Annotated in this window: 14 protein-coding genes and 1 pseudogene; 3 read left to right on the top strand and 12 right to left on the bottom strand. The window is 71.0% G+C overall.

Going from position 1 to position 16,488, the window contains the following annotated elements:
• Positions 1-73: 73 nt before the first annotated feature.
• The 10 genes and pseudogenes from gatB to OG390_RS35910 all read right to left on the bottom strand — a co-directional run bounded on the left by gatB (position 74) and on the right by OG390_RS35910 (position 11,531).
• Entirely contained in the window at positions 74-1,588 is a 1,515-nt protein-coding gene (gene gatB, locus OG390_RS35955) for an Asp-tRNA(Asn)/Glu-tRNA(Gln) amidotransferase subunit GatB (protein WP_399081280.1), read from the bottom strand.
• Between the two features lie 16 nt (positions 1,589-1,604).
• On the bottom strand, positions 1,605-1,847 hold the full coding sequence (locus OG390_RS35950; protein WP_189188880.1) for a hypothetical protein: 243 nt from the start codon (positions 1,845-1,847) through the stop codon (positions 1,605-1,607).
• The gene (gatA, locus tag OG390_RS35945; RefSeq protein ID WP_406173690.1) at positions 1,844-3,337 is read right to left on the bottom strand and encodes an Asp-tRNA(Asn)/Glu-tRNA(Gln) amidotransferase subunit GatA; all 1,494 of its coding nucleotides are present in this window, start codon (positions 3,335-3,337) and stop codon (positions 1,844-1,846) included. The genes OG390_RS35950 and gatA overlap by 4 nt, the downstream gene beginning before the upstream one ends.
• A 4-nt stretch (positions 3,338-3,341) precedes the next feature.
• Positions 3,342-3,638 carry an Asp-tRNA(Asn)/Glu-tRNA(Gln) amidotransferase subunit GatC gene (gene gatC / locus OG390_RS35940; protein ID WP_015036350.1) on the bottom strand — a complete coding sequence of 99 codons (297 nt, stop codon included), beginning with the start codon at positions 3,636-3,638 and terminating at the stop codon, positions 3,342-3,344.
• 673 nt (positions 3,639-4,311) lie between these two features.
• Positions 4,312-6,363 (bottom strand): putative bifunctional diguanylate cyclase/phosphodiesterase, encoded by a 2,052-nt coding sequence (locus tag OG390_RS35935; protein ID WP_406178053.1) that lies wholly within the window; start codon positions 6,361-6,363, stop codon positions 4,312-4,314.
• A gap of 449 nt (positions 6,364-6,812) precedes the next feature.
• Complete coding sequence (ligA, locus tag OG390_RS35930) at positions 6,813-9,005, bottom strand: NAD-dependent DNA ligase LigA (protein WP_406173688.1); 2,193 nt, start codon at positions 9,003-9,005, stop codon at positions 6,813-6,815.
• A 15-nt stretch (positions 9,006-9,020) separates the two neighbouring features.
• Positions 9,021-10,028 (bottom strand): methionine synthase, encoded by a 1,008-nt coding sequence (locus tag OG390_RS35925; RefSeq protein WP_406173686.1) that lies wholly within the window; start codon positions 10,026-10,028, stop codon positions 9,021-9,023.
• 34 nt (positions 10,029-10,062) lie between these two features.
• Positions 10,063-10,242, bottom strand: a complete 180-nt coding sequence (locus tag OG390_RS35920) for a hypothetical protein (RefSeq protein ID WP_406173684.1) — start codon at positions 10,240-10,242, stop codon at positions 10,063-10,065.
• 11 nt (positions 10,243-10,253) lie between these two features.
• The gene (locus tag OG390_RS35915; protein WP_406173682.1) at positions 10,254-10,952 is read right to left on the bottom strand and encodes an SDR family oxidoreductase; all 699 of its coding nucleotides are present in this window, start codon (positions 10,950-10,952) and stop codon (positions 10,254-10,256) included.
• A gap of 7 nt (positions 10,953-10,959) precedes the next feature.
• Positions 10,960-11,531: pseudogene (locus OG390_RS35910) on the bottom strand (LOG family protein).
• 50 nt (positions 11,532-11,581) lie between these two features.
• Between OG390_RS35910 and OG390_RS35905 the strand changes: the two are divergent.
• Together OG390_RS35905 and OG390_RS35900 are read left to right on the top strand one after the other, a co-directional pair.
• On the top strand, positions 11,582-11,905 hold the full coding sequence (locus OG390_RS35905; protein ID WP_406173680.1) for a DUF427 domain-containing protein: 324 nt from the start codon (positions 11,582-11,584) through the stop codon (positions 11,903-11,905).
• Positions 11,906-11,956: 51 nt separating this feature from the next.
• Positions 11,957-12,799: an alpha/beta fold hydrolase gene (locus OG390_RS35900; protein WP_406173679.1), complete on the top strand. Its 843-nt coding sequence runs from the start codon at positions 11,957-11,959 to the stop codon at positions 12,797-12,799.
• A gap of 176 nt (positions 12,800-12,975) precedes the next feature.
• On the opposite strand, the gene mnmA is transcribed toward OG390_RS35900, so the two are convergent.
• A complete protein-coding gene (mnmA, locus tag OG390_RS35895) occupies positions 12,976-14,097 on the bottom strand; it encodes a tRNA 2-thiouridine(34) synthase MnmA (RefSeq protein WP_406173678.1) in 1,122 nt (373 codons plus the stop codon).
• Positions 14,098-14,157: 60 nt separating this feature from the next.
• Here mnmA and OG390_RS35890 point away from each other — a divergent pair, with 60 nt between their 5' ends.
• Positions 14,158-14,820 carry an N-acetylmuramoyl-L-alanine amidase gene (locus OG390_RS35890; protein ID WP_406173676.1) on the top strand — a complete coding sequence of 221 codons (663 nt, stop codon included), beginning with the start codon at positions 14,158-14,160 and terminating at the stop codon, positions 14,818-14,820.
• A 266-nt stretch (positions 14,821-15,086) separates the two neighbouring features.
• On the opposite strand, the gene OG390_RS35885 is transcribed toward OG390_RS35890, so the two are convergent.
• Positions 15,087-16,256 (bottom strand): cysteine desulfurase family protein, encoded by a 1,170-nt coding sequence (locus tag OG390_RS35885; protein WP_406173674.1) that lies wholly within the window; start codon positions 16,254-16,256, stop codon positions 15,087-15,089.
• Positions 16,257-16,488: the final 232 nt, after the last annotated feature.

Genomic DNA, 16,488 nt, shown 5'->3' with positions numbered 1-16,488 from the left:
TGCGGGTGTTGACGTGCCTGGGGGATGCATCGGAACCGATGCATCCCCCAGGGAGTTGGAAAACCTCGAAACCTCAGCCCTCGCTGACGCCCAGCTTCTCCAGGATGAGCTCCTTCACACGGGCCGCGTCGGCCTGGCCGCGGGTGGCCTTCATGACCGCGCCGACCAGGGCACCGGCCGCGGCCACCTTGCCGCCGCGGATCTTCTCCGCGACGCCGGGGTTGCCGGCGATGGCCTCGTCGACGGCGGCGGTCAGCGCGCCCTCGTCCGAGACGACCTTCAGACCGCGCTTCTCGACAACCTCGTCCGGGGTGCCCTCGCCTGCGAGCACGCCCTCGATGACCTGGCGGGCAAGCTTGTCGTTCAGGTCTCCGGACGAGACGAGCTCCGTCACCCGGGCGACCTGCGCCGCAGTGATGGGCAGGTCCTCCAGGGCCTTGCCCGACTCGTTGGCGCTGCGGGCCAGTTCGCCCATCCACCACTTGCGGGCGGAGGCGGCGTCGGCTCCGGCCTCGATCGTGGCGACGATCGGGTCGATGGCACCGGCGTTGAGGATCGACTGCATGTCGTGCGCCGAGACACCCCACTCCTCGCGGAGGCGGTTGCGACGCGCGAGCGGCTGCTCCGGCAGACCCGCGCGCAACTCCTCGACCCACTCGCGGGAGGGCGCCACCGGCACCAGGTCCGGCTCGGGGAAGTACCGGTAGTCCTCGGCCTCCTCCTTCACGCGGCCCGAGGTCGTGGACCCGGTGTCCTCGTGGAAGTGGCGGGTCTCCTGGATGATCGTGCCGCCGGAGCTCAGCACCGCGGCATGGCGCTGGATCTCGTAGCGGGCCGCACGCTCCACGGAGCGCAGGGAGTTGACGTTCTTCGTCTCGGAGCGCGTTCCGAACTTCTCGGTGCCGTTCGGGCGCAGCGACAGGTTCACGTCGCAGCGCATCTGCCCCATCTCCATGCGGGCTTCCGACACACCGAGCGCCTTGATGAGCTCGCGCAGCTCGGCGACGTACGCCCTGGCGACCTCGGGGGCGCGCTCGCCCGCGCCCTCGATGGGCTTGGTGACGATCTCGATGAGCGGGATGCCCGCGCGGTTGTAGTCGAGCAGGGAGTGCGACGCGCCGTGGATGCGGCCGGTGGCACCGCCGACGTGCGTCGACTTACCGGTGTCCTCCTCCATGTGGGCGCGCTCGATCTCCACGCGGAAGACCTCGCCGTCCTCCATCTGGACGTCCAGATAGCCGTTGAAGGCGATCGGCTCGTCGTACTGCGAGGTCTGGAAGTTCTTCGGCATGTCCGGATAGAAGTAGTTCTTCCGGGCGAAGCGGCACCACTCGGCGATCTCGCAGTGCAGCGCGAGACCGATCTTGATGGCGGACTCGACGCCGGTCGCGTTGACGACCGGGAGCGAGCCGGGCATGCCGAGGCAGGTCGGGCAGGTCTGCGAGTTGGGCTCGGCGCCCAGCTCGGTCGAACAGCCGCAGAACATCTTGGTCCTGGTGCCGAGTTCGACATGGACTTCGAGGCCCATGACGGGGTCGTACGACGCCAGCGCGTCCTCGTACGACACCAGGTCGGTCGTGGTGGTCACGGTGAAAACTTCCCTCTCAGCCCAGCAGGACGTCGTCGTCGCCCAGGCGCTTGAGCTCCCGGTAGAGGATGGCGAGGCCGGTGACGATGGCGGCGGCGGACACGGCCGCGTCGATCAGGCGCAGCGTGTCGTGCTCGGAGCGGGCCTTCTTGGCCTGCTTGGCGACACTGACGGCACCGAACGCGGTGGTCGCGATGGACAGGTACGTACCGGACTTGGACTTCTTGAAGCCCTTGGCCTTGGACAGTGCCTTACTCACAACGACGGAGCCTCCTCGAGCAGCGGGTGCCCCCACTTTTCCACGAAGGCGGCCTCTACGGCGGCGCCGACCTTGTACAGGCGGTCGTCCTTCATCGCGGGGGCGATGATCTGCAGACCGACCGGGAGGTTGTCCTCCGGCGCGAGACCGCAGGGCAGCGACATGGCCGAGTTGCCCGCCAGGTTGGTCGGGATGGTGCACAGGTCCGCGAGGTACATCGCCATCGGGTCGTCGGCGCGCTCGCCGATCGGGAAGGCGGTGGTCGGCGTGGTCGGCGAGACGATGACGTCGACCTTCTCGAACGACTTCTCGAAGTCCTGCGTGATGAGCGTACGGACCTTCTGCGCAGAGCCGTAGTACGCGTCGTAGTAGCCGGAGCTGAGCGCGTACGTGCCGAGCATGATGCGGCGCTTGACCTCGGGACCGAAGCCGGCCTCGCGGGTGTGGGCGGTGACCTCCTCGGCGGAGTGGGTGCCGTCGTCGCCGACGCGCAGGCCGTAGCGCAGACCGTCGAAGCGGGCGAGGTTGCTCGAACACTCGGACGGGGCGATCAGGTAGTACGCCGACAGCGCGAGGTCGAAGGACGGGCAGTCCAGCTCGACGATCTCGGCGCCCAGCTCCTTGAGCACGGCGACGGCCTCGTCGAAGCGCTGCACGACACCGGCCTGGTAGCCCTCGCCGCGGAACTGCTTGACGACGCCGACGCGCATGCCGGCGACGGAGCCGTTGCGCGCGGCCTCGACGACCGGCGGGACCGGGGCGTCGATGGAGGTGGAGTCGAGCGGGTCGTGCCCGGCGATCACCTCGTGCAGGAGCGCCGCGTCCAGGACCGTACGGGCGCACGGCCCGCCCTGGTCGAGGGAGCTGGAGAACGCCACCATGCCGTAACGCGAGACGGCCCCGTACGTCGGCTTGACACCGACCGTGCCGGTGACGGCCGCGGGCTGGCGGATGGAGCCGCCGGTGTCGGTGCCGATCGCGAGGGGCGACTGGAAGGAGGCGAGGGCGGCGGAGGAGCCACCGCCGGAGCCGCCGGGGATACGGGTGAGGTCCCAGGGGTTGCCCGTGGGACCGTACGCGCTGTTCTCGGTGGAGGACCCCATGGCGAACTCGTCCATGTTGGTCTTGCCGAGGATGATGACGTCGGCGGCCTTCAGCTTCTTGGTGAGGGTCGCGTCGTACGGCGGAATCCAACCCTCGAGGATCTTCGACCCGACGGTGGTCGGGATGCCCTCGGTGGTGAAGATGTCCTTGAGCGCGAGCGGCACACCGGCGAGCGGCCCGAGCTTCTCGCCCGCCTCACGCTTCGCGTCGACGGCGCGGGCCTGGGCGAGCGCCCCTTCCCGGTCGACGTGCAGGAAGGCGTGCACCTTCTCGTCGACGGCCTCGATACGGGCGAGGTGGGCCTCGGTGACCTCGACGGCGGTGAGCTCGCCTGCCGCGATCTTGGCAGCGATCTCCGCCGCCGTCAGCTTGATGATGTCCGTCATGTGATTAGTCCTCCCCCAGGATCTGCGGCACCTTGAAACGCTGCTGCTCCTGGGCCGGGGCGCCGGAGAGCGCCTGCTCGGGGGTGAGCGACGGACGGACCTCGTCCGCGCGCATGACGTTCGTCAGCGGCAGCGGATGAGAGGTCGGCGGTACGTCTTGGTCGGCGACCTCGCTGACGCGGGCGACCGCGCCGATGATGTCGTCGAGCTGGCCTGCGAAGTGGTCGAGCTCTTCGCCCTTCAGCTCCAGACGCGCCAGCCGTGCGAGGTGGGCGACCTCCTCGCGCGTGATGCCAGGCATGCAGCGATCCTCTGGGGTGAGTGAGTGTGGTTTGGGCCCAATCCTATGGCGCCGGTACGGATGCCCGCGCACGGGTTTCGTCCGGGGCTCGCCCACGCGCTCACCGCCCGTGACTCCTACCCGACAAGTGGACGTCACCTCCGGGGCCTCCCCAGCGTCGGCGCCCGCCCCTGCACGCCACCAAGGACACCCCGATCCAGCGCCTGCGGGCCGCCTCTGCCAGGTCCGCAGGCGCCCGACGGCCCGGACGTACGGAAGCTGCGGGCCTGCTGTGCCCGGTCGGCAGATACCTGGCGGTCCCGCCCTCCGAAACTGCGGGCCGTCCGTGGCCGGCCCGGACGCGCCGGACGGCTCCGACGTACGGACGCTGCAGGCCGGCTGCAACTGGTCCGCGCGCGCCCGAGGGCCCCGACGTAGGGACGCTGCGCACCTACCGCGGCTGGTCCGTGAGTGCCCGACGGCCCGGCGTCCGGACGCTGCGGACCGTCCGTGGCTGGGCGCGCAGTTCCCCGCGCCCCTTCGGGGCGCTGCAGTTCTGCCCGCTACCGGCAGCCGCCGACGGCGCGGAAGCCCGGCAGGAGAGTTCCACTTGTCGGGTGACAGTTTCGGGCGGTGCGTGGGCGGGAGAGACGAGCGAACCCCCACACCCGCGTCCGACAACGAACCGTAGGACCTACTCCGCGGCCGGCAGCGCAGCCCGCGGCCGCTGCCACCCCCGCGATCCCCGGGCGCGAAGCCACGCCGTGGTCTCCTCGGCGGGCATCGCGGCGGCGACCAGCCACCCCTGCACCGCGTCACAGCCGAGGTCCCGCAACCGCTCCCACGTCTCGTCGTCCTCGACACCCTCGGCGACGACGAGCAGCCCGAGCGAGTGCGCAAGGTCGACCGTGCAGCGCACGATCTCCGCGTCCTCCGTGTCCACGGCGAGCCGTGCGACGAACGAGCGGTCGATCTTCAGCTCACTGACCGGCAGCCGGCGCAGATGAACGAGCGAGGAGTACCCCGTACCGAAGTCGTCCAGCGACATCTTCACCCCGTGCCCGGTCAGGCCGGCCAGGGTGTCCGCGGCCCGCTGCGGGTCCTCCAGGAGTACGTGCTCCGTTATCTCCAGTTGCAACGCCCCGGCGGGAACCCCGTGCCGGGCGAGCCGCGCGGCGACCGCGCCGGCGAACCCGGGGGTGTGCACATCGCGCGGCGACACGTTCACCGCGACCGGCACGTACAGGCCCTGCGCCCGCCAGCGCGCGACCTGTCCGAGCGCCGTCTCCAGCACGTACTCGGTGAGGTGGGGCATCAGCCCGGACGACTCGGCGATGGCGATGAACTCGTCCGGCGGCACCTTGCCGCGCTCGGGATGCACCCAGCGGACCAGCGCCTCGAGGCCGGCCACCTGTCCGTCGAAGCGGACCTTCGGCTGGTAGTGCAGTTCGACGTCCCCGGCGTCGAGGGCCCGGCGCAGATCACCGAGCAGACCGAGCCGGTCGGGGGTGTTCGAGTCCCGCTTGGACTCGTACACCTCCACCCCTGTACGGTCCCGCTTCGCCTGATACATCGCCACGTCCGCCCGCCGCAGCAGCCCCTCCGCGTCCAGCGCGTGGTCGGGGAAGACGGCGAGCCCGGCGCTGGCCTCCAGGACGAGGGTGAGCCCGTCCAGGTCGAGCGGCGAGCCGAGCGCGGCGACGAGGCTGCGGGCGACCCGGGTGGCCGACGTGGTGGAGTCGGCGACCGGCAGTAAGACGGCGAACTCGTCCCCGCCGAGCCGCGCGGCCTCCGCCCCGCGCGGCAGGGCCAGCCGCAGCCGGTCGGCTATTTGGAGGAGCAGTCGGTCGCCCGCGAGATGCCCCAGCGTGTCATTCACCGAACGGAAACGGTCGAGGTCGATCAGCATCAGCGCGGAACGCGCACCAATGCGCTCGGCATCATCCAGGGCCGTCCAGGTGCGTTCGAGCAGCCACTGCCGGTTGGGCAGCCCGGTCAGCGGGTCGCGCAGCTGCTCCTCCGCCCGCGCGCGGGCGATCCACAGCGTGGAGTCGAGGGCGATCAGGGGTATCGAGAACAGCGGCAGCAGGATCGGCAGCGCGATGGCGACCACGCAGAGCAGCGGCGCGATCCCGAGCAGCGCGACCGCGAGGAGCCCCTGTCTGACCAGCGCCGTACGGGCGACGGTGGGCAGACCGCCGGTCCGCGGCGCGTGCAGGTACCAGAGCAGGGCGCGGGTCACCGCGAGATACGCGGCCGCGACCAGCGCCACCTCGGGAGCGGCGGCGAACGTCCAGGTCTCCGGGTTCCAGGGCGTCTCGACGGACGGGAACCGCCCGCACGCGGCCAGGACCAGCGCTCCGGCGCCGATGCCGAGGATGTCGACCGCGCCGTGCAGCACACCTTGGCGCCAGCGGTTGCGGCGCGCGATGCCGACCAGGACGACGACGGTCAGACTGACCATTCCCGCAGGCACCCAGCCGTACAGCAGCAGGACCGCGAGCGTGAGCGCCGCGCCGGAGCCGGTGCCGCCCCACCAGCGGGCCCTGCCGAGGGCCACCAGGTGGCCGACGATGACGCCGGTCAGCACGGCCAGCGACCAGCCGACGGTGCCCGACGGGAAGAGCGCGTGGTCGCCCCTGAACGCCCGGTAGAAGCCGGCGCCCAGGACGAACCCGGCCGCCGCGACGACCGCCGCGGGCAGCGCCGGCCAGGACACGTGCCGTTCGGGATCGTGGCCGGGCATGAGGGCGCCGCGCTCGGCAGTGAGCCTGCCGACGCCGGGAGCGGTGGGTGCCGTGAGGGATGCGGAGCCCGGCCCGTCCGTGCCGGCGTGCTCCGAAGGCCGCCCTGTCCGGAGGCCGGCCATCCATGCGCCGGTCATCCGGCGCAGGCGCAGCCGTGAGTCGGGGGCGGCGCTCTCGGTCGGTTCCATTCCCGTCCCTCTCACAGCCGGCGGTGCCCACGCCACGCGGTCCGTTGACGGCGACAACTGCCAACGGCGCCGCGTCTGAAAACCCTTCCCCTGGCTCTCGAAGAGCAGGGGATGCCCCAACCGCAGATGGGCACGGCAGGCGCACACCTCAACAGTAGGCCGCAGAAGGCTTCCACGGGCAGCGGTCGTCGACGGTTGCCCGAATGCGACCCGGCCACCCGTATGCATCTGATATGCGCCGAACGGGTGGCCTTCAACCGCTACTCCTCGATCGGAAGCGCGACTTCCGCCGCTGCGTCCGGCCCTTGTTCGAGCAGGACGGCGAAGCCCTCCTCGTTCAGAACCGGAACCTTCAACTGCATTGCCTTGTCGTACTTCGAACCAGGGTTGTCGCCCACCACGACGAAAGAGGTCTTCTTTGAGACAGAACCGGTCACTTTCGCTCCCCGGCTCTGCAGAGCCTCTTTCGCGCCGTCCCGCGTGTGGTGTTCGAGTGTGCCGGTGACGACGACGGTGAGCCCTTCGAGCGGGCGCGGCCCCTCGTCCTCGCCGGCGCCTTCCTCCTCCATCCGCACCCCGGCGGCCCGCCACTTGCGGAGGATCTCGCGGTGCCAGTCCTCGGCGAACCACTCCTTGAGCGAGGCCGCGATGATCGGTCCCACGCCCTCGGTGGTGGCGAGCTCCTCCTCGGTGGCCTGCTCGATCCTGTCGATGGAGCGGAACTCGCGCGCCAGCGCCTCGGCCGCGACCGGCCCGACATGACGGATCGACAGACCCGTGAGGATGCGGGCGAGCGGACGGTCCTTGGCGGCCGCGATGTTGTCCAGCATCGCGATCGCGTTCTTCTTGGGCTCGCCCTGCTGGTTGGCGAAGACCGTGGCGATCTTCTCCTCGCCGGTCTTCGGGTCGCGCTTGGGCAGACCGCTGTCCTGGTCGAGGACGTATGCCTTGATGGGCAGCAACTGCTCGATGGTGAGGTCGAAGAGATCGCCCTCGTCCATCAGCGGCGGCTCGGCCGGCTCCAGCGGCTTGGTGAGGGCCGCCGCGGCGACGTACCCGAACTGCTCGATGTCCAGTGCCTTGCGGCCCGCGAGGTAGAAGAGCCGCTCGCGCAACTGAGCCGGGCACGCGCGCGCGTTCGGGCAGCGCAGGTCGACGTCGCCCTCCTTCATGGGCCGCAGTGCCGTACCGCACTCGGGGCATTCGGCCGGCATCACGAACTCCTGCTCGCTGCCGTCGCGCAGGTCGACGACCGGGCCGAGGATCTCGGGGATGACGTCACCGGCCTTGCGCAGCACGACCGTGTCGCCGATGAGGACACCCTTGGCCTTCACCACGTCCTGGTTGTGCAGGGTGGCGAACTCGACCTCGGAGCCCGCGACCGTGACCGGTTCGACCTGTGCGTACGGCGTGACCCGGCCCGTACGCCCCACGCCGACGCGGATGTTGATCAGCTTGGTGTTGACCTCCTCGGGCGCGTACTTCCAGGCGATCGCCCAGCGCGGCGCGCGCGAGGTGGAGCCGAGCCGTCCCTGGAGCGGGATCTCGTCGAGCTTGACGACCACGCCGTCGATCTCGTGCTCCACGGAGTGGCGGTTCTCCCCGTAGTACGCGATGAACTCCCGTACGCCCTCGAGGTCGTCGACGACCTTGGCGTACCGCGTGGTCGGCAGGCCCCACGAGTGCAGCAACTCGTACGCCTCGGAGAGACGGGTGAGGCCCTCGAAACCTTCCAGGGCTCCGATGCCGTGGACGACCATGTGCAGCGGGCGGGTCGCGGTGACGCGCGGGTCCTTCTGGCGCAGGGAACCCGCCGCCGCGTTGCGCGGGTTGGCGAAGGGCTTGTCGCCGGCCTCCACCAGGCGGGCGTTGAGCTCCTCGAACTTCTCCATCGGGAAGTAGACCTCGCCGCGGATCTCCACGAGGTCCGGGACGCGGTCGCCCTTCAGACGGTCCGGAATCTCCGCGACCGTACGGACATTGGGGGTGATGTCCTCGCCTGTGCGGCCGTCGCCGCGGGTCGCCGCGCGGGTGAGGCGGCCGTGCTCGTAGGTGAGGTTGACCGCGAGGCCGTCGACCTTCAACTCGCACAGGAAGTGGTGGTCGGAGGTGCCCACTTCCTTGGCGACGCGCTCGGCCCAGGCGGCCAGCTCCAGGTCGCTGAAGGCGTTGTCGAGGGAGAGCATGCGCGAGCGGTGCTGGACGGCCGTGAACTCCGTCGCGTACGCCCCCGCGACCTTCTGGGTCGGCGAGTCGGGAGTGCGCAGCTCGGGGTACTCCCCCTCCAGCGCCTCCAGGGAACGCAGGAGCTTGTCGAACTCCGCGTCACTGATGACCGGGGCGTCCTTCACGTAGTACCGGAAGCGGTGCTCCTCGATCTGCTCAGCGAGCTGCGCGTGCTTCTCCCGTGCCTCGGCGGGCACCGTCGTCTCCGCTTGCTTGTCGCCGGCCACCGTGTTGTCCTCCCGTTACTCTGGGTTGTCCGCGAGGGATCTCGCCGCCCGGACGCAGTGGGCGAGTGCCTTGCGTGCGAAGTCGGGGGAAGCCCCCGCGAGCCCGCACGACGGAGTGACCGTGACCGCCTCCGCGAGAAGTCCCGGATGCAGCCCCAGCCTGCGCCACAGCGTCCTGACACCCATGACGCTACCGGCAGGGTCTGACAACGGGCCGTCCACGCCGGGGACGACACCGGCGAAGAGCCGCGTACCGCCTTCCACGGCCTCACCGATCGCGTCGTCGTCACGCTCGGTGAGGAGTGAGAAGTCGAAGGAGATCGCCGCCGCGCCCGCCCGGCGCAGGAGAGCGAACGGCACGTCCGGTGCGCATGAGTGGACCACGACCGGGCCTTCACCGTGAACCCCGACGACGTCGCGGAGCGTGGACTCGACGAGCTGCCGGTCGACGGCGCGGTGCGTGCGATAGCCGCTGGCGGATTTGACCTGCCCGCGCAGTACGGCGATGAGGGACGGCTCGTCGAGCTGGAGGACGACCTGGGCGCCGGGCACGCGCCGGCGCACCTCGTCGAGATGCAGGCGCAGTCCCTCGGCGAGCGACCCGGTGAGGTCCCGGCACGCACCGGCGTCGGAGAGGGCCACCTCGCCGTTCCTCAACTCCAGCGCGGCGGCGAGCGTCCACGGACCGACGGCCTGCACCTTCAGCGGTCCCTCGTACCCCTGCGTGAACTCCTCCAGCGCGTCGAGGTCCTCGCCCAGCCACGACCTGGCCCGCTTGGTGTCCCGCCCGGGCCGGTCCCCGATCCGCCAGCCGCTGGGCTCCACGCGCGCGTACAGTTCGACCAGCATCCCGGCGGTCCGCCCGATCATGTCCGCGCCGGGCCCGCGGGCGGGCAGCTCGGGCAGATACGGGAAGTCCTCGAAGGACCCCGTGACCGTCTTGGCGGCCTCCCGGGCATCCCCACCGGGCATGGACCCGACCCCGGTGGCCGGACCGAACCTGAACTCGCTGTTTTCGCTCACCCCGGAAGCGTACGTAACCGTTCCTAGTGCCGCGTCAGCCAAGGTTCGCCCGTAGTTCCGCGAGGCCGTCCCGGTCGAAGACCTCACCCAGGACCGGGCGCTCGGCGAGCGGGCCGCCGTCGTCCCCGTGCTGCAGGATCACCGCGGCCTCGGTGCGCCCCCAGGCCTCCTCCAGCCACGTGCGGATCTCGTCACCGCCCGTCCCTTCGTCCATCCACCACAGCGTCACCGCCCCGGTCGCACCGTCAGGTCGTTGACCTCCGCGTCGCGCGGCAGGTCGATGGCCATCAGGATCGTGGTCGCCACGGACTCCGGGTCGATCCACTTCGAGGCGTCGTACGGCTTGCCCTCCTGCTGGTGGACCTTGGCCTGCATGGGGCTTGCCGTGCGGCCCGGGTAGACGGAGGTGACGCGGACACCGTTCGCGTGTTCCTCGTGGCGGAGAGAGTCCGCCAGGGCCTTCAGGCCGTGCTTGGAGGCGGCGTACGCGGACCAGTCGGCGTGGGCGCTGAGGCCGGCACCGGAGTTGACGAAGATCACGTGGCCCTGGGCGACGCGGAGTTGGGGCAGGAAGTGGCGGGTCAGCTCGGCGGGGGCGATCAGGTTGACGTTGAGCTGATGGCGCCAGGCCTTCGGGGTCAGCTCGCCGACCGGGCCCAGGTCGACGACGCCCGCGATGTGCAGAAGGGAGTCGACGCGGTCGGGGAGCGTCTGGTGCGAGAACGCCCAGGAGAGCCTGTCCGGGTCCGCCAGGTCGCCCACCAGGGTCTTCGCCCCGGGGAACTCGGTCGCCAGCTCCTTCGCGCGGCCGGCGTCGCGCGCGTGCAGCACGAGTTCGTCCCCGCGCGCGTGAAGGCGGCGGGCGAGAGCCGCGCCGATGCCGGAACCCGCCCCGGTGATCACATGTGTAGCCATGCCCGCCATGCTCGCATCACTGGGTGCCGTGACTCTCCTCCAGGTAGGCCAGCGCGCCCACCGGCTCCTCGGCGAAGAAGACCAGGTCGGTGAGGGGCCTGGGCAGAAAACCCTCGTCCTCCATGCGCCGGAACTGCGCCTTCAGGCCGTCGTAGAAGCCCGCCGTGTTGAGCAGGACGACCGGCTTCTCCGTCTTCCCGTGCTTCTTCAGCTCCAGGATCTCGGTCGCCTCGTCCAGCGTCCCGGTGCCGCCCACCATGATCACGACGGCATCGGCCTTCTCCAGAAGCAGCGCCTTGCTCCCCCACTGCCTTAAGGGCGTGGGGGGACCCCCACGGCGAGGTCACGCGCGATGACCATCTCGTCGGCGCCGGTGCGGGCCTTGGCCGCCAGGAAGTCCACCGAGACGCCCAGCAGCCGCCCGCCCGCCTCCTGCACACCGTCGGCGACCACCTTCATCAGACCGACGTCCGAACCGCCCCACACCAGCGTGTGGCCCCCCTTGCCGAGGAGTTCGGCGAAGTCGCGGGCGGGGCGTGTGTAACGGTCGTCGAGGTCGGCGGCGGAAAGGAAGGCGCAGATATTCATGCACTTACCGTACGGGGGAAGAACTACCGTCCCGGCGGTGCTGTCCAGGTATGGCTGATGGACACACGATCACGATCGAGCAGGGTTCGGAGCAGGTCCGCGTGGTGCACGACGGGCAGGTCCTCGCCGAGAGCCGCCGCCCTCTGCTGCTGCGTGAGACGGGCCTTCCCGTGCGGTACTACCTGCCGCCCGAGGACGTCCGACTCGACCTGCTGACACCCTCGGACACCCACACGTACTGCCCGTTCAAGGGAACGGCCTCCTACTGGTCGCTGCCCGACGCGCCGGACCTGGTCTGGTACTACCCCGAGCCCAAGCCGGATGTCGCGCAGATCAAGGACCACCTCTGCTTCTACGAAGTGGAAGTGGCCTGACCGACGATTCCAGACCGATGAGTTCCGGCGCGCGCGGCAGTCTTCACCGTCATGGACAAGAAGACCATCTCGCGCGACGGGACTCCCATCGCGTACGAACGTCACGGTGACGGCCCGGCGGTCGTCCTGGTCGGCGGCGCCATGTGCACGGGCGCCACGCTGGCGCCCCTGGCGGTGGCCCTGTCCGACCGCTTCGGCGCCGTCACGTACGACCGGCGGGGGCGCGGCGACAGCGGCGACACCGCGCCCTTCGCGGTGGCCCGTGAGGTCGAGGACATCGCGGCCCTGATCGAGGCGTCCGGGGGAAGCGCGGCGCTCTACGGCATCTCGTCGGGCGGCGCACTGGCCCTTCAGGCGGCGGCGAGCGGGCTGCCCGTGAGCAAAGTCGCCGTCTACGAAACGCCGTTCGCCGTCGACGAGGGCGGTGGCAGGGAGCGCCGGGAGTACACGCAGCGGCTGACCGAGCTCCTCGGCGAGGACCGGCGCGGGGATGCAGTCGAGCTCTTCATGGCGCTCGTCGGCACTCCCCCGGAGATGATCGCGGGGGCCCGCCAGTCCCCGGCCTGGCCGCACATGGAGACGATCGCACCCACGCTGGCGTACGACAACGCGGCGATGGGCGACGGCCTGGTGCCCCGGGACCTGCTGGCCTCGGTCACCGTGCCGGTGCTCTCCCTCGCCGGTGGCGCGAGCCCCGAGTGGCTGCGTGAGGCGGCCCGTGCCGTCGCGGACACGGTGCCCGAGGGGGCATACCGCATGCTGGACGGCCAGACACACATGGTGGACCCGCAGGCCCTCGCGCCGCTCCTGAAGGAGTTCTTCGGCGAGGCCGCCCGGCGCAGGAGTCCGACGAAGCCGGCGGAGCAGGCCGGAGAGGCCGGAGAGGCCGGCTAGTACTACAGCCGGACTTCGCGCGGGCCGTCGCCGACAGCACTCGCGTTCCGAGTCGGCGGGCCGGGATTCTGCCTGGTGAGCGTCGCGAGAGTGACCTTGCAGCTGACGAATGGTCAGTTCTGAATGCCTTCGGTGACGCCGCTGACCTGCGCGAACGCGGAAGTCCGGCTGTAGTACTAGACGGCCGCCTTCGCGCGCGTGGTCGTCGCGATCGTCGCCGAGCCGACCACACGCGTGCCCTCGTACAGGACGATCGCCTGGCCGGGGGCGACGCCGCGGACCGGCTCCGTGAAGGCGACCTCCAGAGAGCCGTCGACGAGCTCCGCCGTCACCGTCGTCTCGCCACCGTGGGCCCGGAGTTGGGCGGTGTACGTGCCGGGACCGGTCGGGGCCGCGCCGCACCAGCGGGGCTTGATGGCCGTCAGCGCGCTCACATCGAGGGACGCCGCGGGGCCGACCGTCACCGTGTTGTCGACCGGCGAGATGTCCAGGACGTAGCGCGGCTTGCCGTCGGCGGCGGGGGTGCCGATGCGCAGCCCCTTGCGCTGGCCGATCGTGAAGCCGTACGCGCCCTCGTGGGTGCCCAGCTTCGCGCCGGACTCGTCGAGGATCTCGCCCTCGGACTTGCCGAGCCGACCCGCCAGGAAGCCCTGGGTGTCGCCGTCGGCGATGAAGCAGATGTCGTGCGAGTCGGGCTTCTTGGCGACGGCGAGGCCACGGCGCTCGGCCTCGGCGCGGATCTCGTCCTTGGTGGTGACCGTGTCGCCGAGCGGGAACAGCGCGTGGGCGAGCTGGCGGTCGTCGAGGACCCCGAGGACGTACGACTGGTCCTTGGCCATGTCGGATGCGCGGTGCAGCTCGCGCGTGCCGTCCTCGCGGACGATCACCTGCGCGTAGTGGCCGGTACAGACCGCGTCGAAGCCGAGCGCGAGCGCCTTGTCGAGCAGGGCGGCGAACTTGATCTTCTCGTTGCAACGCAGGCACGGGTTCGGGGTGCGTCCCGCCTCGTACTCGGCGATGAAGTCCTCGACCACGTCCTCGCGAAAGCGCTCGGCGAGGTCCCACACGTAGAAGGGGATGCCGATGACGTCCGCCGCGCGGCGGGCGTCGCGCGAGTCCTCGATGGTGCAGCAGCCGCGCGCGCCGGTCCGGAACGATTGCGGGTTGGCGGAGAGCGCGAGGTGTACGCCCGTCACGTCGTGGCCTGCTTCCGCCGCGCGGGCGGCGGCTACGGCGGAGTCCACTCCACCCGACATGGCGGCGAGGACGCGGAGGGGGCGCTGCGAGGTCTCAGTCATAACCCCTCCAGAGTACGGGGCCGTGGGAACTGGAGCCCGCGAGTATCCGTTGACGATCGCATGGGGGAGAAAAAGGGCGGGGACAGCGACCGGCGCATCGGACGCCGGGCGCTGCTCATCGGCGGTGCGGCGGCCGCCGTGGGCACGGCCGCGCTGGCGCGGGACGAGCTCGGACATCTGTGGTGGCGGCTGCCCGGCGTGGAGAAGCCGCGGGTGGCGGGGGCGGTCGACTTCCGTGGCGCCCAGTGGGTGGCGGCGTCGTCGGCGAACTGGCGGCGCGCGGACCGGCCCGACGACTACGCGATAGACCGGGTGATCATCCATGTCACCCAGGGCGACTTCAAGAGCGCGGTGAAGGTCTTCCAGGACCCGGGGCACCGCGCCGCCGCCCACTACATCGTCCGCAAGGACGGCCACATCACGCAGATGATCCGCGAGCTGGACGTGGCGTTCCACGCGGGCAACCGGGAGTACAACGAGCGGAGTGTGGGCATCGAGCACGAGGGGTTCGTGGAGCGGGCCTCGTCGTTCACGGACGCGATGTACGCGGCCTCGGCGCGGCTGACGGCCGGGATATGCGGGCGGTACGACATCCCCGTCGACCGCGATCACGTCATCGGGCACGTGGAGGTGCCGGGCACGGACCACACCGATCCCGGGCCGTACTGGGACTGGGACCGGTACATACGGCTCGTCCGTGAAGCACATACGGCGAAGGCCTGACCCTCGCGCCGGATGGCCCTGGCACGAAGGCCCGGCCCCCGCGCCAGGGCCTGTCTTTCGGATCACGCCTGGGCCGTGGGGCTCGGCACGCTCATCTGCCGCGTTGTCGTCACTCGCCGACTCCCCCACGCTGGGCTTCGCTCGCGCGGGGGGACCCCATCGCGTCGACTCCCTCCTCAGCCTTGCACCTGCACGCACCAAGCCCCGCTCACCGGCAGTGGTGAGGCGCCGCAACCCGAAGTCGGAGTGCCCCCGAAAGACAGGCCCTAACTGAGCCCCGCCGTGCGCGCCCGTTCCACCGCCGGGCCGATCGCCTTCGCCACCGCCTCGACGTCGGCCTCCGTGGAGGTGTGACCGAGGGAGAAGCGGAGGGTGCCGCGGGCGAGGTCGGGGTCGGTGCCGGTGGCGAGGAGGACATGGCTGGGCTGGGCCACGCCCGCCGTGCACGCCGAGCCCGTGGAGCACTCGATTCCCTGTGCGTCCAGCAGAAGCAGCAGGGAGTCGCCCTCGCAGCCGGGGAAGGTGAAGTGCGCGTTGGCGGGCAGGCGGCCTCCGGCTGCCGGGTCGCCGCCGAGGATCGCGTCGGGCACGGCCTTGCGTACGGCCTCGACCAGGTCGTCGCGCAGGGAGCCGATCTCGCGGGCGAACCACTCGCGCTGCTCGACGGCGAGCCGACCCGCGACGGCGAAGGACGCGATCGCGGGCACGTCGAGCGTGCCGGAGCGGACGTGACGCTCCTGGCCGCCACCGTGCAGCACGGGTACGGGGCTGTACTCGCGGCCGAGCAGCAGCGCACCGATGCCGTACGGGCCGCCGACCTTGTGGCCGGACACGGTCATCGCGGCCAGACCCGAGGCGGCGAAGTCGACGGGGACCTGCCCGAAGGCCTGGACGGCGTCGGAGTGCAGCGGGACGCCGAACTCGGCAGCGACGTCGGCCAGTTCACGGACCGGCAGCACGGTGCCGATCTCGTTGTTGGCCCACATCACCGTGGCGAGGGCGACGTCGTCGGGGTTGCGGGCGATGGCCTCGCGCAGGGCGTCGGGGTGGACGCGGCCGTAGGCGTCGACGGGCAGGTACTCGACCGTGGCGCCCTCGTGTTCACCGAGCCAGTGGACGGCGTCGAGGACGGCGTGGTGCTCGACGGGGCTCGCGAGGACGCGGGTGCGGGCCGGGTCGACGTCCCTGCGGGACCAGTACAGGCCCTTCACCGCGAGGTTGTCGGCCTCCGTGCCGCCGGAGGTGAAGACCACCTCGCTGGGGCGTGCGCCGAGGGCGTCCGCCAAGGTCTCGCGGGCTTCCTCGACGGTTCGCCTGGCTCGGCGGCCGGCTGCGTGCAGGGAGGAGGCGTTGCCCGTGATGCTCAGCTGGGCGGTCAGTGCCTCTACCGCCTCGGGGAGCATGGGGGTGGTCGCGGCGTGGTCGAGGTAAGCCATGGTGGGCCCGATTCTACGGGCCCGCTCTGCACGGCCTCGGCCCCCACCCGGGGTGAGGCTCGGCCGGCTCGCACCCTGCGGTGTGTCCGCCTGACCGGCGCTGGGGCTGGACCTCTTCGCGAGGCACCCGGCACGGCCCACCCTCCCCCTGGCGCTCGGCTTCGCTCGAGCGGGGGACCCCCATCGCCTGCGGACGATTGCCCACAGCGGTGGCAGCGGTAGCGGCAGTCGG

The organism is Streptomyces sp. NBC_00996 (assembly GCF_045162675.1).
Classification (GTDB): Bacteria; Actinomycetota; Actinomycetes; order Streptomycetales; family Streptomycetaceae; genus Streptomyces.
This window is presented reverse-complemented; position numbering and strand designations above follow the sequence as displayed.